General features: G+C 74.8%; 21 protein-coding genes. 8 read left to right on the top strand and 13 right to left on the bottom strand.

What is annotated here, in order from left to right; genetic code table 11:
• Positions 1-33 precede the first annotated feature (33 nt).
• Positions 34-1,635 (top strand): phytoene desaturase family protein, encoded by a 1,602-nt coding sequence (locus tag ACZ6PY_RS22645; RefSeq protein ID WP_466074875.1) that lies wholly within the window; start codon positions 34-36, stop codon positions 1,633-1,635.
• Here ACZ6PY_RS22645 and ACZ6PY_RS22640 read toward each other — a convergent pair.
• The 3 genes from ACZ6PY_RS22640 to ACZ6PY_RS22630 form a co-directional block, all read right to left on the bottom strand.
• A complete protein-coding gene (locus ACZ6PY_RS22640) occupies positions 1,616-2,272 on the bottom strand; it encodes a TMEM175 family protein (protein WP_466075219.1) in 657 nt (218 codons plus the stop codon). The two genes, ACZ6PY_RS22645 and ACZ6PY_RS22640, sit on opposite strands and share 20 nt — an antisense overlap.
• Positions 2,273-2,382: 110 nt before the next feature.
• Entirely contained in the window at positions 2,383-3,963 is a 1,581-nt protein-coding gene (locus ACZ6PY_RS22635; RefSeq protein ID WP_466074874.1) for a Rieske 2Fe-2S domain-containing protein, read from the bottom strand.
• A gap of 127 nt (positions 3,964-4,090) precedes the next feature.
• Positions 4,091-4,948 (bottom strand): hypothetical protein, encoded by an 858-nt coding sequence (locus ACZ6PY_RS22630; protein ID WP_466074873.1) that lies wholly within the window; start codon positions 4,946-4,948, stop codon positions 4,091-4,093.
• An 89-nt stretch (positions 4,949-5,037) separates the two neighbouring features.
• Between ACZ6PY_RS22630 and ACZ6PY_RS22625 the strand changes: the two genes are divergently transcribed.
• Positions 5,038-5,262: a DUF2631 domain-containing protein gene (locus tag ACZ6PY_RS22625; RefSeq protein WP_466074872.1), complete on the top strand. Its 225-nt coding sequence runs from the start codon at positions 5,038-5,040 to the stop codon at positions 5,260-5,262.
• Positions 5,263-5,337: 75 nt separating this feature from the next.
• Here the strand turns inward: ACZ6PY_RS22625 and ACZ6PY_RS22620 are convergent, their stop codons facing one another.
• From ACZ6PY_RS22620 to ACZ6PY_RS22585, 8 genes are all read right to left on the bottom strand, one after another.
• Positions 5,338-6,450 (bottom strand): DivIVA domain-containing protein, encoded by a 1,113-nt coding sequence (locus ACZ6PY_RS22620; RefSeq protein ID WP_466074871.1) that lies wholly within the window; start codon positions 6,448-6,450, stop codon positions 5,338-5,340.
• A 29-nt stretch (positions 6,451-6,479) separates the two neighbouring features.
• The gene (rlmN, locus tag ACZ6PY_RS22615; protein WP_262281395.1) at positions 6,480-7,625 is read right to left on the bottom strand and encodes a dual-specificity RNA methyltransferase RlmN; all 1,146 of its coding nucleotides are present in this window, start codon (positions 7,623-7,625) and stop codon (positions 6,480-6,482) included.
• A gap of 104 nt (positions 7,626-7,729) precedes the next feature.
• Positions 7,730-9,148 (bottom strand): phosphatidate cytidylyltransferase, encoded by a 1,419-nt coding sequence (locus tag ACZ6PY_RS22610; protein WP_466074870.1) that lies wholly within the window; start codon positions 9,146-9,148, stop codon positions 7,730-7,732.
• 256 nt (positions 9,149-9,404) lie between these two features.
• Positions 9,405-9,962, bottom strand: coding sequence for a ribosome recycling factor (frr, locus tag ACZ6PY_RS22605; protein ID WP_091268662.1), 558 nt, complete (start codon positions 9,960-9,962; stop codon positions 9,405-9,407).
• Positions 9,963-10,049: 87 nt separating this feature from the next.
• On the bottom strand, positions 10,050-10,817 hold the full coding sequence (gene pyrH, locus ACZ6PY_RS22600) for a UMP kinase (protein ID WP_091268664.1): 768 nt from the start codon (positions 10,815-10,817) through the stop codon (positions 10,050-10,052).
• A 164-nt stretch (positions 10,818-10,981) separates the two neighbouring features.
• The gene (tsf, locus tag ACZ6PY_RS22595; protein WP_107079213.1) at positions 10,982-11,809 is read right to left on the bottom strand and encodes a translation elongation factor Ts; all 828 of its coding nucleotides are present in this window, start codon (positions 11,807-11,809) and stop codon (positions 10,982-10,984) included.
• A gap of 158 nt (positions 11,810-11,967) precedes the next feature.
• The gene (gene rpsB, locus ACZ6PY_RS22590; protein WP_366646678.1) at positions 11,968-12,834 is read right to left on the bottom strand and encodes a 30S ribosomal protein S2; all 867 of its coding nucleotides are present in this window, start codon (positions 12,832-12,834) and stop codon (positions 11,968-11,970) included.
• A gap of 451 nt (positions 12,835-13,285) precedes the next feature.
• Complete coding sequence (locus tag ACZ6PY_RS22585; protein WP_466074869.1) at positions 13,286-14,308, bottom strand: hypothetical protein; 1,023 nt, start codon at positions 14,306-14,308, stop codon at positions 13,286-13,288.
• Positions 14,309-14,529: 221 nt separating this feature from the next.
• Here ACZ6PY_RS22585 and ACZ6PY_RS22580 point away from each other — a divergent pair, with 221 nt between their 5' ends.
• From ACZ6PY_RS22580 to ACZ6PY_RS22570, 3 genes are read left to right on the top strand one after another with little or no spacing between them, the layout of a single operon-like run.
• Positions 14,530-14,889: a YraN family protein gene (locus tag ACZ6PY_RS22580; RefSeq protein ID WP_466074868.1), complete on the top strand. Its 360-nt coding sequence runs from the start codon at positions 14,530-14,532 to the stop codon at positions 14,887-14,889.
• A gap of 2 nt (positions 14,890-14,891) precedes the next feature.
• Complete coding sequence (locus ACZ6PY_RS22575) at positions 14,892-16,412, top strand: YifB family Mg chelatase-like AAA ATPase (protein ID WP_466074867.1); 1,521 nt, start codon at positions 14,892-14,894, stop codon at positions 16,410-16,412.
• Entirely contained in the window at positions 16,409-17,647 is a 1,239-nt protein-coding gene (locus tag ACZ6PY_RS22570) for a DNA-processing protein DprA (RefSeq protein WP_466074866.1), read from the top strand. Before ACZ6PY_RS22575 ends, ACZ6PY_RS22570 begins: the two co-directional genes overlap by 4 nt.
• Positions 17,648-17,770: 123 nt before the next feature.
• On the opposite strand, the gene ACZ6PY_RS22565 is transcribed toward ACZ6PY_RS22570, so the two are convergent.
• Entirely contained in the window at positions 17,771-18,112 is a 342-nt protein-coding gene (locus ACZ6PY_RS22565; protein WP_466074865.1) for a hypothetical protein, read from the bottom strand.
• 532 nt (positions 18,113-18,644) lie between these two features.
• Here ACZ6PY_RS22565 and ACZ6PY_RS22560 point away from each other — a divergent pair.
• On the top strand, positions 18,645-19,868 hold the full coding sequence (locus tag ACZ6PY_RS22560; RefSeq protein ID WP_466074864.1) for a tyrosine-type recombinase/integrase: 1,224 nt from the start codon (positions 18,645-18,647) through the stop codon (positions 19,866-19,868).
• A gap of 98 nt (positions 19,869-19,966) precedes the next feature.
• Positions 19,967-21,148: an aminotransferase class V-fold PLP-dependent enzyme gene (locus ACZ6PY_RS22555; RefSeq protein ID WP_466074863.1), complete on the top strand. Its 1,182-nt coding sequence runs from the start codon at positions 19,967-19,969 to the stop codon at positions 21,146-21,148.
• Here ACZ6PY_RS22555 and ACZ6PY_RS22550 read toward each other — a convergent pair.
• Positions 21,082-21,825 carry a murein hydrolase activator EnvC family protein gene (locus ACZ6PY_RS22550; RefSeq protein ID WP_466075217.1) on the bottom strand — a complete coding sequence of 248 codons (744 nt, stop codon included), beginning with the start codon at positions 21,823-21,825 and terminating at the stop codon, positions 21,082-21,084. The genes ACZ6PY_RS22555 and ACZ6PY_RS22550 overlap by 67 nt on opposite strands.
• A 170-nt stretch (positions 21,826-21,995) precedes the next feature.
• Between ACZ6PY_RS22550 and ACZ6PY_RS22545 the strand changes: the two genes are divergently transcribed.
• The gene (locus ACZ6PY_RS22545; RefSeq protein ID WP_466074862.1) at positions 21,996-22,646 is read left to right on the top strand and encodes a methyltransferase domain-containing protein; all 651 of its coding nucleotides are present in this window, start codon (positions 21,996-21,998) and stop codon (positions 22,644-22,646) included.
• Positions 22,647-22,655 lie beyond the last annotated feature (9 nt).

Here is a 22,655-nt window from a genome sequence, read left to right as displayed (position 1 = left end):
GGGCGGGGCTCCGCGCCACTAGGCTGCCCGGGCATGAGCGATGCGAGTGAGCTGCCGTCCCGCGCCGACGTCGTCGTGGTCGGCTCCGGGCACAACGGGCTGGTCTCGGCGATCCTGCTGGCCCGCGCCGGCCTCGACGTGCTGGTGCTGGAGGCGGCCGAGGTGATCGGCGGGGCCACCCGCACCGAGAACCCGTTCCCCAGGGTGCCCGGGCTGCGGCACTCCACCGGGTCGTACCTGCTCGGGTTGATGCCGCCGGAACTCCTCGCCACCCTCGACGTGACGATCCCGGTGCTGCGCCGCGACCCGCACTACTTCCTGCCCACCCCGGGCGGGCTCGGCTCGCCGTACCTGCTCTTCGGCAGCGACACGGCGAGCACCCGGCGGCAGCTCGCCGAGTTCTTCTCGCCCGAGGACGTGGCCGCCGACGACGCGCTCCAGGCCGAGCTGGCCCAGCTCCGGGAGGACCTGGCGCCGGCCTGGCTGGCCGAGCCGCTGCCGGTGGAGGCCACCGCCGAACGGTACGTCCGGCCCGCCCTCCGGCAGGTCTTCGTCGACCTGGTCCGCGGCTCGGTCGCCGACTACCTGGCGCGCTTCGACTTCCGCTCCGAGCTGCTGGTCAGCATGTACGCGGTCACCGACGGCCTCTCCGGGCTCAACGCCGGCCCGGACGACCCGGGCACCGGGCACAACTTCCTGGTGCACAACATGTGCCGGCTGCCCGGCTCCGACGGCACCTGGATGATCGCCCGGGGCGGGATGGGCACCGTCTCCCGGACCTTCGCCGACGCGGCCCGCGCGGCCGGCGCCCGCATCGTCACCGGCGCGCCGGTCACCGGTGTCACCCTCGACGGCGGCGCGGCCGCCGGGGTGGTGCTGGCCGACGGGCGGGAGGTGGCCGCCTCCGTGGTGCTCGGCGCCTGCGACCCGTACCGGCTGATGGAGCTGCTGCCCGACGGCGCGCTCCCGGCGGAGCTGGGCGCGCGGATGGCGGCGGTCCGCCGGCCCGGCACCACGCTCAAGCTCAACCTGGCGCTCACCGGCCTGCCCCGCTTCTCCTGCCTGCCGCCGGACGCGCCGAGCCCGTTCGGGTCCACCATCCACCTGCTCCCCGGCTCGGCCTCGCTGGTCGGCGCCGGCGGGGAGGCGCCGATGGCCGCGCTGCGCGGCATGTGGGCGGACGTGCAGGCCGGGCGGCTGCCCGAGGAACCGACAATCGAGTGGTACCTGCACACCACCGTCGACCCGTCGCTCTCCGACGGCGCCGGGCACCACTCGTCGGCGCTGTTCGTCCAGTCGGTCCCCTACGAGCTGGCCGGCACCACCTGGGACGCGGCGCTGCCCGGCTACGTCGACCGGCTGATCGACATCTGCGAGCGGTACGCGCCGGGCACCCGCGACCTGATCGCCGACGCCGTGCCGCTGCCCCCGCCGGGCATCGAGGCGCACTTCGGCATCACCGGCGGGCACATCCACCACGTGGACAACACCGTCTCGTTCACCGACCGGATGCCCTACGCCACCGGGATTGACGGCGTCTACGCGGGCAGCGCCGGCTGCCACCCGGCCGGCAGCGTGATCGGCGCGGCCGGGCACAACGCCGCCCAGCGGATCCTCAGCGACCTCGGCCGCTGACCTCGCCGGCACCGTCGGCGGCGGCGAAGCGGGGCAGGTCGCCGGGGCGGCGGATGAGGGAGAGGCCGACGAGCAGCAGGTAGAGGACCAGGCTGAGGATCGGGTCGACGAAGACGAACGCGAAGGCGGTCAGGTAGAGCAGCGGGCGCACCAGCAGTCGCCGGGACACCGCCCGGGCCAGGTCGGGGTCCAGGTCGGGGTGCAGCAGTCCGCGCCGGCGGGCCCACCACCAGCTCAGGTTGAAGAAACACGACTCGCCGAGCACGGTCCCGAGGTAGAGGGCGGCGGTCAGCCGCTGCTCGGTCACGCTTCCGCGCAGGTTGTCCGACAGCAGGTCGGCGGTGAACGGGATCGCGGCCACGAAGAGCAGCACGAGCAGGTTGAACACGACGAGCACCTGGTCGACCCGGACCACGTACCGCCACATGTTGTGGTGGCCGAGCCAGATCTGGCCGGCGATCCCGAAGGTGATCACGTAGGCCAGGTAGGACGGCCAGGCGTGGGCGAGGGCGTCCGGCAGTTCCCGCCCGGCGGCCCGGGCCGGGCCGTTCTGGAGCAGTTCGACGGCCATCACCGTCAGCACGACCGCGAAGACGCCGTCGCTGAACGTCTCCACCCGGGAGGCGTCCCGGGCCATCTCCCGGTCACGCCGGTAGCGGTAGTCCCTCTCCCTCGCGTCCGCGTCCGTCACGCCGCCCCCTTCCCGACCTGATGGTCACCCGGCGGGGGCGGCGTGCGGGGGAAAACTCAGCTGACGGCCTCGCCCGCGGGGGCCGGGGTGTCGGCGTCCGCCCGGTGGGCGCGGATCTTGTGGCCGACGCTGGTGAGGCAGCGGCCGCTCGCCATGTCGAACTTCCACCCGTGCAGCTGGCAGGTGAGCTGGTCGCCCTCCACGATGCCGAACCGGCTCAGGTCCGCCTTCAGGTGCGGGCAGCGGCGCTGCACCACCCAGCCGTCGAGGGTGATGTCCTCGGCGTCGACGGCCCGCTCGTGCTCGTCGTACCAGCCCTCGGCGTACTGGAGGCGCTCCTCTGAGAGGCACTTGAAGAACGCGTAGACGAACTCGTTGTACTGGCCGATCCGGGCCGCCGAGAACCGGCAGGAGAGAAAGAGCGAGTTGACCCAGTCGACCTCGCCGATGTGCAGCAGGTGCTCGACCAGGGCCCGCTCGGTGCGGAACCGGTAGCGGACCTTCTCGTCCGCGTACGGCCGGACCTCCTTGCCCGGGAAGTCCACCACGATCGACTCGACCGATTCGCTGTCGTAGCCGACGAGGTCGAAGCGGACCGGGCCGCCGACACCCTTGGCCAGGTAGATCGACTCGTCCAGCAGCGGCTCGATCCGGCGCTTCATCTCGCCGAGCACGTCCACCTCGGGGTGCCGCCAGGACGCCTTCTCGGCCTCGATGATCGGGCGCTTGCGCTCCCGCATCTCCTCCAGGTGGGCGCGCTTGTTCGCGAAGAACTCCTCGACGGGCACCGGGTGGGTGGTGGTCGCGCCCTCGGTGGTGACCTCCGCGACGCTGCCCGGCAGCAGGACGATGCCGTTGGTCCCGCCGACCTTGGCGTACTCGGACAGGAACACCGACTGGTCGGGGAAGATGTTCCCCTCGTCGCCGAAGATGTCGTTGAACTGGAACAGCTCGTCGTCGAGGAAGCAGGGCGGGCCGGCGATCGGGAAGACGTGGTCGGCCTTCAGGTCGTCGATGTAGCGCCAGGTGCGGTCGAACTGCCGCTCCCGCTTCTGCTTGCCGAACGCGGTCTTCGCCGCCTGGGGCAGCTCGTAGACCATCGGGTACCAGATCGCGCCGGAGAACTGGAGCAGGTGCGCGTGCACGTGACCCAGCTCGGCGAAGACGGTCAGGTCGGTGGGGCGGGCGTCGTTCTGGTTGAGCAGCCGGACCCCGTCGTACTCCACCCAGAGCGAGGAGTCGCCGATCGGTCCGTCGGTCGGGCTGGTCAACGCCTGAATCATGATCTTCAAGCCGCCGGGCAGCTCCACGACCTGCTCGTTCGGGGCCTTGAGGAACTTGGTGAAGCCCAGCTCCCGCAGCTCGTCCTCCATCTCCGAGGTGGGGAACTCGGGGAGCAGGACGGTGGCGTCCTTGGAGATGTGGTCCCGCAGGTGCCTGGCGTCGAAGTGGTCCCGGTGCAGGTGCGACACGTACAGGTAGTCGCACTGGCCGAGGGTGGCCCAGTCAAGCTGGGAGTTGTCCGGGAAGGGGAACCAGGAGGCGAAGTAGGCGGGATTGACCCACGGGTCGCACAGGATGCTGCCCGCGGCCGTGTCGATCCGCATGCTGGCATGGCCCGTACCGGTCACTCGCACCGCAATCCCCCTCGAAAAGACATCAGGCGTACGTCACGACGCTACCGGAGGCAGTGTGGTCCCCGTTCCGCGACGCCGGTAGTGGCCTTCCGCCCCGGCGGCGTGGGACCAACGGCCCGGGCGGGTGTCAGCTCTCGACAGCTCCGGTCCAGCTCCGCCGCTGCGGGGCCGATGCGGACCAGGCATCCATCAGCCCGGCGACGCGGTCCGCGGGCGCCGCGAGGTGCACCCGCTGCCCGCCGGCGACGTGGTGGTCGCGGTCCTGGTGCAGGGTCCCCCCGCTGCAGCAGGCGCACAGGGCCCGGACACCGCTGGCCGGCTCCGCCGCGTACCCGTGCGCGTCGAAGAGCTCGGCCAACGCGCGCACGTCCTCCGGCGTGCCGGCGACGACCTCGACGGTGGTGGTCGGCAGCTCCGAGGCCCGGAACAGCAGCAGCTCGTCGAAGACCGGATAGGTCTGGCCGTCCACCGTCCGCTCGCCGTTGGGCGCGCCGTCGTGCACCACGACCTCGCCGAACCGCCGGCCGGAACCCGGTGTCGGCACGTTCAGAACGCGGGCGCGGGTGGGACAGAGCCGCCGGGCCCAGACCACCTCGCCACCGCTCAGGCGGATCGGCGTGGTGCCGAAGTCCGCCTCGATCTCACCCTCGCCGTCCGGGATGTTCAGCCCGTACCCCGACCAGGCATGCCGCGCCGTCGCCCAGTCCTCCACGATCGTCGCGGCGATGCCCAGGTTCCAGAACGCCGGGTCCTCGCTGCCGGGCGTCGACCGGGCGGCCGCCTCCCGCCCCAGGTCGTACGCCTTCGCCCAGTTCCGCAGGAACTTGTGCGCCAGCGCGGCGTTGTACCACCACGACTCGGCCGCGGGGATGTCCGGATACCGTCGCGCCAGGCGCTCCCACAGCTCCCCGGCGACCGGCCAGTCCTTGGCCTCCCACGCCTGCTGGGCCCGCTTGTACAGCTCGCGGTCGTCCTCGCGGGTCACGTGTCCCCCATCCGGTCGGACCCCGCACCGGGGCCGCCACGGGGCGTGCCAGACTAACCGGAGATCCGATCGCGAGGGAAGGACCGACAGTGGCAGGAAGCGAGCCGGTAACCGCGCCCGACCAGCACCGGCCGGGGCACCGCAAGTCCGGACGGATCGGCGCGGTGCTGTCGGCGGTGGTGTTGGTGCTCATGGCGCTCTGCGGCAACCACGAGGGCAACGTCGAGAACATCTGGCTGTTCGGCCTCGCGGCGCTGCTGCTGGCCATCGTCATCGGCGACGCCGTGCTGCGCCGCAACGGCCTCCGGTCCTGACCGGCCCGCACTCGGCCGGTACGCACGAGGGCCCGCCCCCGATCGGGGACGGGCCCTTCGTCGTCGTCGACGGGCTCAGCGGCCGAGCAGGATGTCCTGCACGTCCTTGAGGGCGGCGTCGACCTCGGCCTCGAAGTAGCCGCCGGGCACCAGCCCGAAGCGCAGGGTGTCCAGGTCCTTCGGGTTCACCGGCATCGGGTTGCGGCCCTGCATGCCACCGAGCAGCGTCTCGAAGAACCGGTCGACCTGGTCCGGGTCGTACCCGCTGCCGAACCGGCGCACCTGGAAGCTGCGGCGGATCTGGTCCACCCGGTAGAGGTCGCTGCCGGGCGGACCGGCCATCGGCGGGCCCACCATCGGCGGGCCACCGACCGGCGGACCGGCCATCGGCGGGCCGGGCATGCCGGGGCCACCACCGTAGCCCTGGTCCGGGCCGCCGTAACCCGGGTCCGGGCCGTAGCCCTGGTCCGGGCCGTAGCCCTGCTGCGGCAGCGGCGGCGGGCCGGCCGGGCCACGGCCGCGCGGGTCGCGCAGGTCCCGCTCGGGCATCCGGAACTCGGCGGTCATGTCGGCGTGGCCGTGCCGGCCGGCCTCGAAGCCGTCGAAGCGCTCCTCCTGGCCGTAGCCGCCCGGGCCCGGGGGCAGACCGCGGGAGGGCGGGCCGCCGTGCCCCATCGGGGCGCCCGGACCCATCGGACCGGGACCGCCCGGGCCTCGGGGTGCGTCGTAGCCGCCGCGCGGGCCGTCGTACCCGCCGGCGAAGGCGCCGGTCGGCTCGTCGTAGCGGTTGCCGTAGCGGTCGGCGGGCGGGCCGGCCTGCGCGGGCATCGGCCGGGGTGGCATCGGGGGCTGCGGCACCGGAGAGAGGCCACGGTCGTCGCGCATCGGCGGGCCGAGGCGGTCGGCCATCCGGGGATCGCCACCGCGCCCGCCGGGGGCGCCACCGCGCTCCTCCAGCTCGGCGAGCTGCCGCTCGACCCGGTCCAGGTGCAGGTCGACCTGCCACTCGTCGTAGCCGTTGAACCGGACCCGGAAGACGACGTCGTGGACCTCCTGGGAGGCCACGGGCGCGCCGACCGGCTGGCCGGCGAGTGTCGCCTCCACCCGGTCCAGGAAGGCGTCCACCTCGTCGACCTTGTATCCCCGGCGGAGCGCCTTACGCCGGAAACGCTGACCCTGACTCGCCACTATGTCTCCTGGTCTCTACCGCTACGCCGTCACGCCGTTGCGGCGCGTGGGTCGCTGTCCCTGTCCTCGGCGGCGGCGAGCTGCCCACACGCCCCGTCGATCTCGCGACCCCGGGTGTCCCGCACCGTGGTGGACACCCCGGCGTCGCGCAACCGCCGGACGAACTCCCGCTCGACCGGCTTCGGGCTGGCGTCCCAGCGGCTGCCCGGAGTCGGGTTGAGCGGGATCAGGTTCACGTGGGCCAGCTTGCCGGCCAGCAGCCGCCCGAGCAGATCGGCTCTCCACGGCTGGTCGTTCACGTCCTTGATCATCGCGTATTCGATGGACACGCGACGCCCCGTCGTGTCCGCGTAGTCCCACGCCGCGTCCAGCACCTCGGACACCTTCCAGCGCTGGTTGACCGGCACGAGTTCGTCGCGCAGCTCATCATCGGGGGCGTGCAGCGACAACGCAAGGGTCACTGAGAGGTCTTCGCTGGCCAGTCGGCGGATGGCCGGAACCAGGCCGACCGTGGAAACGGTGATGTGCCGCTGGGACAGGCCGAGCCCTTCCGGGGCCGGGGCGACCAGCCGGCGGATCGCCGCAACGACCCGCGCGTAGTTGGCCAGCGGCTCGCCCATGCCCATGAACACCACGTGCGACAGGCGCGGCGGGGAGCCGGCCACCGCGCCCGAGGCGGCCACGCCGGCCAGGTAGACGGCCTGGTCGACGATCTCGGCGGTGGAGAGGTTGCGGGTCAGCCCGGCCTGGCCGGTGGCGCAGAACGGGCAGGCCATGCCGCAGCCCGCCTGGCTGGAGATGCAGACGGTGACCCGGTCCGGGTAGCCCATCAGCACGCTCTCCACCAGCGAGCCGTCGTGCAGCCGCCAGAGCGCCTTGCGCGTGGCGCCGTCGTCGCAGGCCATCTCGCGCACCGGGTTGAGCAGGGTCGGCAGCAGCGTGCCCGCCAACCGCTCCCGGGTCGCCGCCGGCAGGTCGGTCATCTGTGCCGGGTCGCGGACCAGACGGCCGAAGTAGTGGTTCGAGACCTGCTTGGCGCGGAACGCGGGCTCCCCCAGCTCAGTGACGAGCGCCTGCCGGCCCGGCAGGTCCAGGTCGGCGAGGTGACGGGGTGGCATCGCGGGCCGGCGGCCGCGGGCGTCGGGGTCTACGGAGATCAGCGGGAGGCTCGTCATGGCGGGTCCAGTCTGACACGCCGAACGGGGGACGCACCTGTCCGTGGGTGCCGAATCGGCCCCGGCCGGCCGGCCGGGACGACGCCACCCGCGTGATTCACGCCTCAGCCCGCCATCGGCACGAAGATCGCCAGCAGCAGGTAGGCGGTCGGCACGGCGAACAGGATCGAGTCGAGGCGGTCCATCAGGCCGCCGTGCCCGGGGAGCAGGTTGCTCATGTCCTTGACCCCGAGGTCGCGCTTGATCATGGACTCGGCGAGGTCGCCGAGCACCGCCGCGCCGGAGATCGCCATCCCGAAGAGCGCGCCCCACCAGGGGGCCACGTCGAGCAGCAGCCAGAGCAACAGGGCACTGCCCGCGGCCGCCGCGGTCACCGAGCCGGCGAAGCCCTCCCAGGACTTCTTCGGGCTGATCGTGGGGGCCATCGGGTGCTTGCCGAAGGCGACACCGGCCGCGTAGCCGCCGGTGTCGGAGAGCACCACGGCCACCAGGGTGACCAGCACCCGCAGGTGACCGTCGTCGGGGGCGGCCGCCAGCATCGCCGCGAAACCGCCGAGGAAGGGCACGTAGACCGCGATCAGGGTGGCCGCGGTGAGATCCCGCTGGTAGTTGCCCGGGCCGTCGCCCAGCCGCCAGATCATCGTGCCCAGCACGGTGACCAGCAGGCCGAGGCAGAGCGCGTCCGGACCGGCGAACCAGGCCAGCCCCACGGTGATCACGCCACCGGCGACCAGCGGCACCAGCGGCGGGTGGGCGCCGCTGCGGCGGACCGCGCGGGCCATCTCCCAGGAGCCGATCGCCATCGCGGCGGCGATCACGGCGAGGAACGCGGGCAGGTAGAAGAAGAGCGGCACCACGATGGCCGCGCCGAGGGCCAGCCCGACGCCGATCGCGGCCGGCAGGTTGCGGCCCGCCCGGGACGCCGTCGGCTGGACGGTCGGCGGGCGGTCCGCGCCCGCCCGGCGCCGGCCCTTCGACCGGCGGCCGCCCGGCGGCTCGGGGTCCACGGCCGGCTCGTCCCGAACGACCGGCAGGTGGCTGGTGGGTTCCTCCCGCACCGGAGCGATCTGGGCGGTCGGGTACTCGTCGTCGGGCCGGCCGAACCCGCGCTCCCGGGGGTCCGGGCCGTAGCCCGCGTCGCGCGGGTCGGGACGGTAGCCCGGGTCGGCGCCATAGTCCGGCTGGCGCGGGTCACGCTCCCACGGGTCGCGCTCCGCGCCCCGGGCCGGTCGGCGACCGCCGGGACCGGCGTCCAGGCGGCCCGGGCCGCGGGGTGCCGGCTCGTCGTGCCAGCCCCGGTCCGGAGGCGGGAATCCGTCGTACGGCCGGCCGTCGTGGCCGTCACCGGGACGGGCGTACGGGTCGGCGGCGGGACGGCCGGGCGGACGCGCGTACGCCTCGGGGCCGGCACCCGGCCGGCGCCAGGGCCCGGGCTCCAGGTCGGTCTCCGGCCAGGGCAGCGAGGGGGCCGGGCGGTCCCAGCCGCGGGGCTCGGCGTTGCCGTAGGGGTCGGGGTGGGACATCACGCACCGGCAGGCGGTACGGGAGCCACCACATGACGCAAGACCAAGACCATCCCCTACAGCCGCGAGCAGTTCCGGTTGACCGGCCCGACGGCCGGCCGACTCCCGCCGTTCACCCGGGGGCGGGTGGGAATCGTGCCGAGCCTACTGCACCCGGGAAGCCCGTACGGCGGACGTGGGCCGGCACGACGACGGCACCGGGCCGCCACCCGTGGCAGGGCGGCGGCACACCGGTGCCGTGGCGGTACGCGGGCGCTCAGACCTCGAGCAGCTCGTTCTCCTTGTGCTTGACCAGCTCGTCGACGGTGGCGACGAAACGCTGAGTCAGGTCGTCCAGCTCCTTCTCCGCGCGCCGGCCCTCGTCCTCGCCGACCTCGCCGTCCTTGACGAGGCGGTCCAGCTCTTCCTTGCCCTTGCGGCGGATGTTGCGGACGGCCACCTTGGCCTCCTCGCCCTTGTGCCGGGCGACCTTGATCATCTCGCGGCGCCGCTCCTCGGTCATCTGCGGGAGCACGATGCGCAGCTGGTTGCCCTCGTTGTTCGGGTTCACCCCGAGATCCGAATCGCGGATCGCCTTTTCCATGGCGTTGATCTGCGAGTTGTCGTACGGCTTGATGATCACCATGCGCGGCTCCGGCACGGCGATGGACGCCATCTGCGGCAGCGGGGTCGGGCTGCCGTAGTAGTCGATGACGATCCGGGAGAACATGGCGGCGTTGGCGCGACCGGTGCGGATCCCGCCGAACTCCTCCTTGGCGTGCTCGATGGCCCGCTCCATCTTCTCCTCTGCCTCGAGGAGGGTGTCGTCGATCACCGGTCTCCTCGCCTCCTTCTGTCGCTCGTCGTGGGCTGTGCTGGTGCTGCTGTTGTCGGAGGACCGCTGCCGGACCGGCGGCGCCGGTCAGGCGGTGATCAGCGTGCCGATCTTCTCACCGCCGACGGCACGGACGATCGTGTCGTCGCCCTGGGCGCCGAAGACCAGCATCGGCAGGCCGTTCTCCATGCAGAGGCTGAACGCCGCGGCGTCGGCCACCCGCAGGTTGCGGCGCAGCACCTCGGAGAAGGTGATCGAGTCGAGCTTGCTCGCCGTCGGGTCGATCCGGGGGTCCGCGGTGTAGACGGCGTCCACACCGTTCTTGCTCATCAGCACCACGTCGGCGCGGATCTCCAGCGCCCGCTGGGCGGCCACCGTGTCGGTGGAGAAGTAGGGCATCCCGGCGCCCGCGCCGAAGATGACCACGCGGCCCTTCTCCAGGTGCCGGATCGCCCGCAGCGGGATGTACGGCTCCGCGACCTGGGCCATGGTGATGGCGCTCTGCACCCGGGTCTCGATGCCCTCCTTCTCCAGGAAGTCCTGGAGGGCGAGGCAGTTCATCACCGTGCCCAGCATGCCCATGTAGTCGGCGCGGGCCCGGTCCATGCCCCGCTTCTGCAGCTCGGCGCCCCGGAAGAAGTTGCCGCCGCCGACCACCACCGAGACCTGCACGCCACGGCGCACCACGGTGGCGATCTGCCGGGCAATGGCCTGCACGACGTCGGGGTCGACGCCGATCGCGCCGCCGCCGAAGACCTCGCCGGAGAGCTTCAGCACCACCCGGCGGGCCCGACCGGGCGGCGGGGCGGTCGGGTCATCCGCCGCCAGGCTCCGGTCACTCACAACCTGCGTCATCCGACCCGCCCCTTCCGTCGCGCACCTCGTGGGCGCCGCGTACCGCGTACCTGCCGCTGCCGACCCTATGTGACGAGGAGGCCGCGGTGCCTGTCACGTACACCGGCGGCCTCCTCGTCGACGTTCTCCCTGCGCCCGGGCGCGTCCCGCGCCCGCGCGGCGGCTCAGGCCTGGCCGACCTCGAACCGCACGAAGCGGGTCACCTCGATGCCGGCGTCGGCCAGCAGCTGCTTCACCGTCTTCTTGTTGTCGGCGACCGACGCCTGCTCCAGCAGGACGAAGTCCTTGAAGAAGGCGTTGACCCGGCCCTCGACGATCTTCGGCAGCGCCGCCTCGGGCTTGTTCTCCTCGCGGGCGGTCTGCTCGGCGATGCGCCGCTCCGACTCGACGGTCTCGGCCGGGACCTCGTCGCGGGTCAGGTACTTCGGCCGCATGGCGGCGATCTGCATGGCCACGCCGCGGGCGTCCGCGTCGCCGGCCTCGTCAGCCTTGCCCGAGTACTGCACCAGCACGCCGACCGCCGGGGGCAGGTCCTGGCTCTTGCGGTGCAGGTAGACCGCGGTGGTGCCGTCGAGCTTGGCGAACCGGTTGAGCACCAGCTTCTCGCCGATCTTGGCGGACTGCTCCTGGATCAGGTCGGCCACGCTCTTGCCGTCGATGGTGCTGGCGAGCAGCTCCTCGGCGTTGGTCGCGCCGCTGGCCACACCGTGCTCGACCAGCTGCTGGGCCAGCGCGATGAAGGCGTCGTTCTTGGCGACGAAGTCGGTCTCGCAGTTGAGCTCGAGCAGCGCCTGGCCGGCGTGGGCGATGAGGCCGTTGGCGGCCGTGCGACCGGCCCGCTTGCCGACGTCCTTGGCGCCCTTGACGCGCAGGATCTCGATGGCCTTGTCGAAGTCGCCCTCGGCCTCGGTCAGCGCCTTCTTGGAGTCCATCATGCCGGCGCCGGTGAGGTCGCGGAGCTTCTTGACGTCCGCGGCGGTGAAGTTGGACATGACTCTCTCTTCGGTGTTTGAGACTGCGTTCGAATGTCTGGCTGCCGGTTACCCGGATTTTCGGCCGCCGGTCTGCCCGGCTCCGGGCCGGTTCTGCCCGGCGTACCCGTCGCGCCCCACCGACCGCGAAAACGGACGGTGGGGACGCGACGGCGAGATCACTCCGCGGCGGCGGTCGCCGGCTGCTCGGCGGTCGCGGGCTGCTCGGCGGCGGCCGCCGGCTGCTCGTCGGCCTTCTTCGGCTCCTCGAGCAGCTCGCGCTCCCACTCGGCCAGCGGCTCGTCGGCGCCGACCTGGCCCGGCTCCGGCTTCTCGTCGCCGCCACGGCCACGGCCGGAGCGGGCGATCAGACCGTCGGCCACGGCGGCGGCGACGACCTTGGTCAGCAGCTCGGCTGAGCGGATCGCGTCGTCGTTGCCCGGGATCGGGAAGTCGACCTCGTCCGGGTCGCAGTTGGTGTCGAGCACGGCGATCACCGGGATGCCCAGCTTGCGGGCCTCGTCGACGGCGATGTGCTCCTTCTTGGTGTCGACGATCCAGACCGCGGCCGGAAGCTTCTGCATGTCCCGCAGACCACCGAGGGTCTTGGTCAGCTTGATCTTCTCGCGGGAGAGCTGGAGCGTCTCCTTCTTGGTGTAACCGGCGGCGGTGCCGCTCAGGTCACCCAGGGCCTCCAGCTCCTTCATGCGCTGCAGCCGCTTGTACACCGTCTGGAAGTTGGTCAGCATGCCGCCGAGCCAGCGGTGGTTCACGTACGGCTGGCCGACCCGGGTCGCCTGCTCGGCGATGGCCTCCTGGGCCTGCTTCTTGGTGCCGACGAAGAGGATGCTGCCGCCCCCGGCCACCGTGGTGCGCACGAACTCGTACGCCTTCTCGATGTAGTCGAGGGTCTGGCGCAGGTCGATGATGTAGATACCGTTGCGCTCGGTGAAGATGAAGCGCTTCATCTTCGGGTTCCAGCGCCGGGTCTGGTGCCCGAAGTGGACACCGCTCTCCAGCAGCTGACGCATGGTCACGACGGCCATGGTGGGTACTCCCTGTTTGTCCCTGGTTGTCCCGTCCGGCCGGCGGCCGGACGCCTGGCGCCCGGTCGCCGGCCATGGTGGGCCCGACCAGAATCGGGACCAGGGAGGCCGCCGCCCCACGAGATCCGTGGAGAGGGCGCGCGAGGTCGACCGCGCAAGGCGGTCGCCAGTCGACCAGTGTACGCCCCTTCCCCGCCCCCCCCCGGTCCCGGGGTTCGGGAACGCCCATCCGGTCCCTTTCGGCACCACCGCACGGCGCCCAGTCCTGCCGCCGAGGGGCCGGGCCCGGGCCGGCAGACCGGGCCGTCCGCGGGGCGGGCCGTCCCATCCGCGGGGCGGGCCGTCCCATCCGCGGGGCGGGCCGTCCCATCCGCGGGGCGGGCCGTCCGCGGGGCAGGCCGTCCGCGGGGCAGGCCGTCCGCGGGGCGGGCCGTCCGGCCGGCACGGTCGCTCAGCGGGCGGCGAGGGCGGCGGCGAGGAAGAGCACCAGGCCGACGGTCAGGTAGGCGGTCGGCGGGCGGAGCCAGCCGCGGCTGCCGTCGGCGAGCGCCAGCCCTCCGGTGCGCAGCCCGTACAGGCCGGTGCCGAAGATCGGCAACCCGACCACCAGGAACGTGCCCACCACGACGTGCGAGGTGGAGACCGGGTCACCGACCAGGCCGCGCAGCAGCACCCGCAGCGCGGGGACCTCCAGGGCCAGCACCATCACCGCGAGCAGCACCGCGAGGGCCGGGCGGCGGGTCCGGTAGACGCCGTCACCGGGCGGCGGGCCGTCGGGCCGGGGCGCGAGCGACGGCATGGGGCCGGTCGGCATCTCCAGCGGGTGCGGCGTCGACGCGGCCGGCGCCTCCGGCGCGGGGCCACCCGGGCGCTCCCCGACGGTCAGCGGGGTCGCCCCGCCGGGGCTGGGCCGGTCCCCCACCGTGATCGGCGCCGGGCCGGCCGGGACCGGCCCGGCCGGGCGGGCCGACTCGACGACCGGGTAGCCACCCACCGGGCCGGAACGCAGCGGGTCGGCGGAGTCGCGGGCCGGGTAGCCGCCCACCGGGTCGGGACGCAGCGGGTCGGCGGCGCGGTCGGCGGCGAGCGTTCCGGCGGCCTCGCGGGCCGGGTAGCCGGCCACCGGGTCGGAACGCAGCGGGTCGGCGGCGCGGTCAGCGCCGAGCGGGTCGACGGACTCGCGGGCCGCCCGCCGGCCGCCGCGCTCCCCCGGTAGCTCGCCGGAGGTCTCCACCGGATCGTCCAGCCGGTGCGGCCGCCAGCCGCCCGTGTCGTCGCCCAGCGGGTCGGCGGACCCGAACCGGGCCGGGTCGCCGTACCGGTTCTCGCCCGTGCGCTGCTCCGGCGCCGGGAAGTCGTCGTCGCGGTAGCGCGGTTCGCCGGCGGCGCGCCAGTCCGGCTCGTACCCGCGGTCGCTCCAGTGCGACCCCTGCTGATCGTCGGGAAAGCTCCGTCGTCCGTCCACGACCGGCACGGTATGCGACCGGCACCACGCGCGCCATTCCGGTCGTCCGGCGCATCGCCGCTGGTCACGGACGACATAGCCGGTCATCACGGGCACTCCGCACAGCGTCGGCCCCGCGCGGCCTAGCACAGCGGCAGCATGATCGTGCGTCCGTCCACAGGGGCCCCCGCCGTCCACAGGCCGTCCCGCCCGGGACCCGGCGCCGGCCCGCCCGCCGCACGCTGGCCGGCATGACGAAGCGGAACCAGGCCGTCGGGGCGTACGGCGAACGGTGCGCGGTCCGGCACCTGATCGAGGCGGGGCTGCGCCCGGTCGCCCGGAACTGGCGGTGCCCCGAGGGGGAGATCGACATCATCGCCTGGGAGGGGCCGGTGCTCGCCTTCTGCGAGGTGAAGACCCGGCGCACGGAGGACTTCGGCAGTCCGGCCGAGGCGGTGGTGCGGGCCAAGGCGCGCCTGCTGCGCGGGCTGGCGGCGCGCTGGCTCGCGGCGACCGGCACCACGGCCGAGGAGGTCCGCTTCGACGTCCTTGCGGTCCGGCTCCCGGTCGCCGGGCCGGCCCGGGTCGAGCACCTGAGGGGCGCGTTCTGACCATGAGCTACGCGAAGGTGCTCTGCGTCGGCCTGGTCGGGATGGCCGGGCACGTGGTCGAGGTGGAGGCCGACCTGGCCCCCGGCCTGCCCGGCGTGGTGATCTCCGGCCTGCCCGACACCGCGCTGCACGAGGCCCGGGACCGGGTCCGGGCGGCCATCGTCAACTCGGGCCAGAAGTGGCCGAACCGCCGGATCACCCTCAACCTGCTGCCGGCCACCCTGCCGAAGTACGGCTCCGCCTTCGACCTGGCCATCGCCGTGGCGGTGCTCGGCGGCTCGGGCGAGCTGCCGCTGGTGCCGCTGGACGCCACGGTGGTCCTCGGCGAGCTGGGCCTCGACGGCACGGTCCGCCCGGTACGCGGCGTGCTGCCGATGGTGGCCGCCGCGGCACGGGCCGGGTTCACCCGGGTCGTGGTGCCGGCCGGCAACGCCGGCGAGGCGGCGGTGATCCCCGGCGTCCACGTCCGCGCCGTCGACACCCTGCACCGGCTGGTCGCCTTCGTCCGGGACGGCACGCCGCTGCTCACCCCGCCGGCCGACACGCCCACTCCGGTGACCGGCGGGCCGGATCTCGCCGACGTGGCGGGGCAGCGGCTCGGCCGCCGGGCGCTGGAGGTGGCGGCGGCCGGCGGGCACCACCTCGCGCTGCTCGGCCCGCCGGGCGCCGGCAAGACCATGCTGGCCGAGCGGCTGCCGTCGGTCCTGCCGGAGCTCGACGACGACGCCGCCCTGGAGGTCACCGCCCTGCACTCGATCGCCGGCCTCCTGCCGCCCGGCGGCCGGCTGCTCCGCCGGCCCCCGTTCCAGGCCCCACACCACACCGCCACGGTGCCGGCGCTGGTGGGCGGCGGGTCCGGGCTGGCCCGGCCCGGGGCGGTGTCGCTGGCCCACCGGGGCGTCCTCTTTCTCGACGAGGCCGCCGAGTTCAGCAAGGGAGCGCTGGAGGCGTTGCGCCAGCCGCTGGAGAACGGCCGGGTCCAGGTCGCCCGGTCCCAGGGCTCCACCGAATACCCGGCCCGCACGCAGCTGGTGCTGGCCGCGAACCCGTGTCCCTGCGCGAAGCCGTCGGGCGACGCCGACTGCGAGTGCACCCCGCTGGCCCGGCGGCGTTATCTGGGCCGGCTCTCCGGCCCGCTGCTCGACCGGGTCGACGTGCAGGTGCGGCTGCCCCCGGTCCGCGCGGCGGAGCTGATGCAGACCGGCACCCCCAACGAGTCGTCCGCGACGGTCGCGGCCCGGGTCGCCGAGGCGCGACGGGCCGCCGCCGACCGCTGGGCCTCGACCGGCCGGCGGCTCAACGCCGAGATCCCGGGCCCCTACCTGCGCCGGCCACCGTGGCGCCTGCCCGGGCGGGACACCGGGGAGCTGCGGAAGCGGCTCGACACCGGTTCGCTGTCGGCGCGCGGCTTCGACCGGGTCATCCGGCTCGCCTGGACCATCGCCGACCTGGACGGGCGGGACCGCCCCGACGGCGGGGACATCGCCGAGGCCATCCAACTGAGGACGGGAGAGGGCGCATGAGCGGCACCGAGGAGCGCCTGCTGGCGCGGGTGGCGTTGACCTGGCTCACCGAGCCGGGCACCTGGTCGGTGCACCGGCTGGTCGACCAGCTCGGCCCGGTCGCGGCACTCGACCTGCTCCTGGACGGCGGCGCGCCGGACTCGGCGCTCCGGTCCGCCGTGGCGGCCCGCTCCGCCGCCGGTGACGCGCGAGCCGTGGCCGAACAGGCGCTGCGCCGCACCGAGCGGCTCGGCGCGCGGCTGGTGACCCCCGAGGACGGGGAGTGGCCGGCCCAGGTGGCGGACCTGCGGGCGCTCCAGCTGTCCGGGACCGGCCGCCGGGTCGACCTGGAGACCGCCCCACCGCTCTGCTTCTGGGTACGCGGGGCGTGGCCGCTGGGCGAGGCGTTGGCGCGATCGGTCGCCGTGGTCGGCGCCCGGGCGGCCACCCCGTACGGCACGCACGTCGCCACCGAGCTGGGCTACGGGCTGGCCGACCGGGACTGGACGGTCGTTTCCGGAGGGGCGTTCGGCATCGACTCCGCCGCGCACCGCGGCGCGCTGACCGCCGGCGGGCTCACGGTCGCCGTGCTGGCCTGCGGGCTGGACCGCCCGTACCCGATGGGCAACGCCGCGCTGTTCGACCGGATCGCCGAGAGTGGCCTGCTCCTGAGCGAGTGGATGCCCGGGGCGGAACCGCTGCGACCCCGGTTCCTCATCCGCAACCGGGTGATCGCGGCGGCGACCGTGGGCACGGTGCTCGTCGAGGCGTCGGCCCGCAGCGGCGCCACCCAGACCCTCAACCGCGCGATCGGCGTCGGGCGGCCGGCGATGGTGGTGCCCGGGCCGGTCACCTCGGCCATGTCCGTGGGCGCGCACGAGGTGCTCCGCGAGCAGCCCAGCTCCCGCCTCGTGACCGGCGCCGCCCACGTGCTGGAGGAGGTGGGTCGGATCGGGTACGACCTGGCGTCGCCCGTCCGCGCTCCGGAGCGCCCCCGGGACCGGCTCGACGACGAGGCGGCCCAGGTGCTGGAGGCGCTGCCCCGGCGGAAGGCGATCGGCCTCGAGCGCGTCGCGGCGCGTGCCGGGGTGGACCTGCGCACCGCCATGCGCAAGCTCTCCATGTTGGAGGAACTAGCCATGGTGGTGCGCCGCGACGGCGGCTACGCCCTCGCGCCGCCGCCGGAGCGTGCGACCGGGGGTGGCCGGGCGCCGACGGGCGTCGGCCCGGGTCCGTCCGCCACTGCGGGGAGCTGACCGGGCCCGAGCCTGGCCCGCGGGGTCCGTCCGCCGCTGCGGGGAGTTGACCGGGCCCGAGCCTGGCTCGCGGGGTCCGTCCGCCGCTTTGCGGAGCTGCCCCGGCCGAGCCGGGCCGTGCGCTCAGTCGCCCTCGAACCGGATCTCGGCGTCGCGGCTGGTCAGGCAGCGCCGGGCCAGAAGGACCAGCCGGCGGACCTGGTCGACCTCCGCAGGCGCCCGGGCCACCTCGGCCAGGCAGCGCAGCTCGGCCAGCAGTTGCGGCACCCCCTCGACGTCCACCACCAGCTCACCGAGCGGGTCGACCCGGTCCAGCAGCGGCGTACGACCGCCGCCCCGCACCCGCTTGAGCAGGTCCAGCAGGACATCCTGCGGGTCCGCCACCACCTCGGTCGAGACGTACGACGGCTGGCGGCGAACGGGCCCGGCCCGCACCTGCCGGTAGAGGACGGCATCCACCCCCACGCTCGGTCCCTCCTCCCACCGGCGTCGCCACCCCGGGGACGCCCGTTCCGATCGGTCTCGCGAATCACCCTTCCGCGCCGCCACCACGCCGGACGCCCCCAGCGCCCGGCCGCCCGCCGTGACGGGGTGTCGGCACCCGTGGGCAACGCCGCCGTCCGCCCGTCGCGACCCGGGAACGTTGCCACTGTCCTGTTCGTAGGAACAGTTTCCCCTGTCCAGGCCCAGGTCAGCCACCCCGAACGGCGCGCCGCGCCGCATCCGCTCCGGTTTCCGGCGCGGTGCCGATCCACCCGTCGGACCCGCCGGCCGTCGACGCGCTCCACCACGAGGCGACGGTCGGCCACCACCGACCCGCCGCCCTGCCACCGGAACGACGGTCGGCCACCACCGACCCGCCGCTCCGCCGGGCGGGGCGGCGGTCGGCCGACACCGGCCCGCGCCCGTACGCTGGACCGGTGCCGTCCGACCGCCCGTCCACCGCGCCGGAGCGCCCCGGGTGCCCCCGGCGCGGGCCAGTCCGCCGGAATCCCCGATGACGGACCGGCGGCGGGGCACGCGGGCGGTCCACGAGACACTCCCGGCACCCATGCGGGAGGCGGTGGACGATTTCGCCGACCACCTGGCCCGGGTGCGCAACCGGTCCGCGCACACCGTGCGGGCGTACGTGACGGACCTCGTCTCGCTGCTCGACCACGCGGTGCGGATGGGTTGCACCGACCTGTCGGAGCTGGACCTGACCGTGCTGCGGAGCTGGCTGGCGAAGCAGCGGACGGTGGGCGCGGCCCGGACGTCGCTCGCCCGGCGGGCCGCCGCCGCCCGCACGTTCAGCGCCTGGGCGCACCGGGCCGGCCTGCTGACCGGCGACGTGGCCGCGCCGCTGGCCAGTCCCCGGGCGCACCGCGAGCTGCCCACCGTCCTGCGGGCCGACCAGGCCGCCGCGCTCATGGACGCCCCGGACCGGAGCCGGACCCCGGCGCCCACCGACGCCGCGCAGCCCCGGGAGGGCAACGACGGCCGGCCCGAAAGCGGCACCGCCAGCCCGACCCGGGAGCCGGTCGGCGCACCGCCCGGCGGGGAACGCGGAAGAGCGACCGGGGACCGGGCCGACGCGCCGCCCGGCACCGGACGCGGCGGGGCGGCCCGGGGCGAGCGCGACGCGCCGCCACGGGAAGACGACGCCGGAGCGGTCGGCGGCCGGGCCGTCGCGACGGCGGGCCGTGCCGCCGCGCCGGCCGGTGCCGGCGAGCCCGATCCGGTACTGCTGCGGGACCGGCTGCTGCTCGAACTGCTCTACGGCACCGGGGTGCGGATCAGCGAGGCCTGCGGCCTGGACGTCACCGACGTCGACCAGGGCCGCCGGGTGGTACGCGTGCTCGGCAAGGGCGGGCGCGAACGGGCCGTGCCCTACGGGGTGCCCGCGCAGCGGGCCCTGGACGCCTGGCTCGCCCAGGGCCGGCCGGCCCTGGCGGCGCCCCGCTCGGACCGCGCGCTGCTGCTCGGGGCCCGGGGCGGCCGGCTCAACCCCACCACCGCGCGCCGGATCGTCGCCGGGTACGCCGAGGCCGCCGGTCTGCCGCGGGTGACCCCGCACGGGCTGCGGCACTCGGCCGCCACCCACCTGCTGGAGGGCGGCGCGGACCTGCGCGCCGTGCAGGAGCTGCTGGGGCATTCCTCGCTGGCCAGCACCCAGATCTACACCCACGTGTCGGTGGAGCGGCTGCGGGCGGCGTACCGGCAGGCACACCCGCGCGCCTGACCTCCTCGGCGGCGACACGGGCCGGCCGACGGACGGCGTGGGCCCGCGCCTGGACGGAAGCGGCGGGCTGATGATCCACGGCGGGCTACGATCGCCCGATGACGGTTCCGCAGCCGCCCGAGCCGATCCCCGGGGCTCGGCTGCTCTTCTCCCTCGACCCGTCGGTCAGCCACCTCAATCACGGATCGTTCGGCGCCGTCCCGATCGCCGTGCAGCGCGCCCAGCAGCGCCTGCGCGACGAGATGGAGGCCAACCCGCTCCGCTTCTTCACCCAGGGCCTGGTGGACCGGATCGCCCACACCCGGCGGCACCTGGCCACCTTTCTCGGCGCGGATCCGGAGGGCACGGCTCTGGTCGGCAACGCCACCACGGGCGCCGCCATCGTGCTGCAGTCGCTCGGGCTGGGCCCTGGCGACGAGGTGGTGACCACCGACCACGGGTACGGGGCGGTCGGTTTCTCGGTGGACCGGGAGTGCGCCCGCACCGGGGCGGTGTCGCGGGCGCTGCCCGTGCCGCTGACCGCCACCGACGAGGAGGTGGTGGAGATCGTCCGGGCCGGGCTGCGTCCGGGGCGGACCAAGCTGCTGATCGTCGACCAGATCACCTCGCCGACGGCCCGGCTCTTCCCGACCGCGGCGATCGTCGGGGTGGCCCGGGAGCACGGGGTGCCGGTGCTGGTCGACGCCGCGCACGCCCCGGGCATGCTGCCGACCACGGTGGCCTCCGTGGGCGCCGACTTCTGGGTCGGCAACCTGCACAAGTGGGCGTACGCGCCGCGCGGCACGGCCGCGCTGGTGGTGGCCGAGCGGTGGCGGGAACGGATCCAACCGCTGGTCGTCTCCTGGGAGCAGGGCAGCGGGTTCCCCACCCGGGTGGAGTGGCAGGCGACCCTCGACTACACCGGTTGGCTGGCCGCCCCCGTCGGCCTGTTCACGCTGCGCAGCCTCGGCCTGGACCGGGTGCGGGCGCACAACGCGGCGCTGGCCGCGTACGGGCAACGGGTGGTCGGGGACGCGCTCGGGGTGCCGCCGGCCGACCTGCCGGAGCCCGGCGGACCGACGGTCGCCATGCGGCTGATCCCGCTGCCGCCCGGCCTCGCCACGACGATGGACGCGGCGCGGGACCTGCGGGCCCGGATCGCCGACCGGCTCTCGGTCGAGGTGTCGACGGCCGCCTGGAACGGTCGCGGCTACCTGCGCCTGTGCGGCCAGGTCTACAACACGCCGGACGAGTACGACCGGCTGGCCGTCCGGCTGCCCACACTGCTCGCCCAGGGCTGAGCGGCGGGCCCGGAGGGCGGCGGATCGAGCGGGAGCAGCCGGACCGGGCCGAGCCCGAGCAGGGCGAGCGGATCCAGGTACTCCTCGCCGCGACGCAGCCCCCAGTGCAGGCACGCCGCCGCCGCGCAGCCGGGGTGCCCCGCGGTCAGCAGGCCGACCGGGGTGCCGGCGGCGACGCGGGCGCCGGCCGCCGGGCCGGGGAGGACCGGCTCGTAGGTGGTGCGCAGCCCGTCGGCGTGCCCGACGGTGACCACCGGCCGCCCGGCCACCATGCCGGCGAAGAGGACCACCCCGGCGCCCGCCGAGCGGACCTCGGCGCCCGGGGTGGCAGCCAGGTCCACGCCCCGGTGCCCGGGCAGCCAGGGCTCCGGCGGTGGGTCGAACCGGCGCGCGACACGCGGCGTGCCGGCCAGCGGCCAGCGGAAGCGCCCCGCGGGCATCCCGGCCGCGGGCGCCCCGGACCGGGCCGGCGACGGCACCGCGGCAGGCCGCGCCACGGCACCCACCCCGGGGCCGGAGGCCGGCGACACCACAGGCGGCCGGGCCACCGCCACCACAGCGGCACCGGCACCGGCACCGGGCGGTGACACGGCAGGCGGCCCGGCCGTTGCCACAGCGGCGCCGGACGGCGTCGGGCGGGAGGCCGGCAGGGTCGAGGCCACGAGCAGCACGATCACGACGGCCACGCGGCCCCGGTTCGACAGGTTCGACACAGCACGGCACTCTGCCGGCGCCGCGCCGCCGCCGCGACCACACGGCAACCCCCACTGTGGACGGCACCCCACCTGTGGACATCCCCCCACGGTGGGGACGGATCTGCTACGGGCGCGCCGCCTATGCTGGCCGCGTGACGAAGGACTGGTACGCCTGGCACACCGACTACGACCAGCCCGACTCCTCGCTGTCCCGGCGGCTCGCCGAGGTGCGGGACCGCATCGCCGAGGCGCTGGACGCCGCGCCGCCCGGACCGCTGCGCGCGATCAGCCTCTGCGCCGGGCAGGGGCGGGACCTGATCCCGGTGCTCGCCGACCATCCGCGCGGCCGGGACGTGACGGCCCGCCTCGTGGAGCTGGACCCCCGCAACGCCGAGGTGGCCCGGCGGGCGGCCGCCGAGGCGGGGCTGACCGGCGTGGAGGTGGTCGTCGGGGACGCCGCGTCGACCGACCGGTACGCCGACCTCGTGCCGGCGGACCTCGTCCTGGTCTGCGGCATCTTCGGGAACATCACCGACGCCGACATCCGGGCCACCGTGCGGCACTGCGCCTCGCTCTGCGCCACCGGCGGCACGGTCTTCTGGACCCGGCACCGCGGCGAACCGGACCTGGTGCCCGCCATCTGCGACTGGTTCGCCGAGGAGGGCTTCACGCCGGTCGCGGTGACCAGCCCGGCCGACCGGGTCGGCGTCGGCGTGCACCGCTTCGGCGGCCGGCCCCGCCCGCTGGAGCGGGGCGCGGCGATGTTCGAGTTCATCGGCTACGACCGTCTCACCCACCCCTGAACCGCCGAG

It is taken from the genome of Micromonospora sp. NPDC048907 (genome assembly GCF_055586885.1).
The sequence above is the reverse complement of the archived record's forward strand: the minus strand, read 5'-3'. Positions and strand labels throughout refer to the sequence as shown.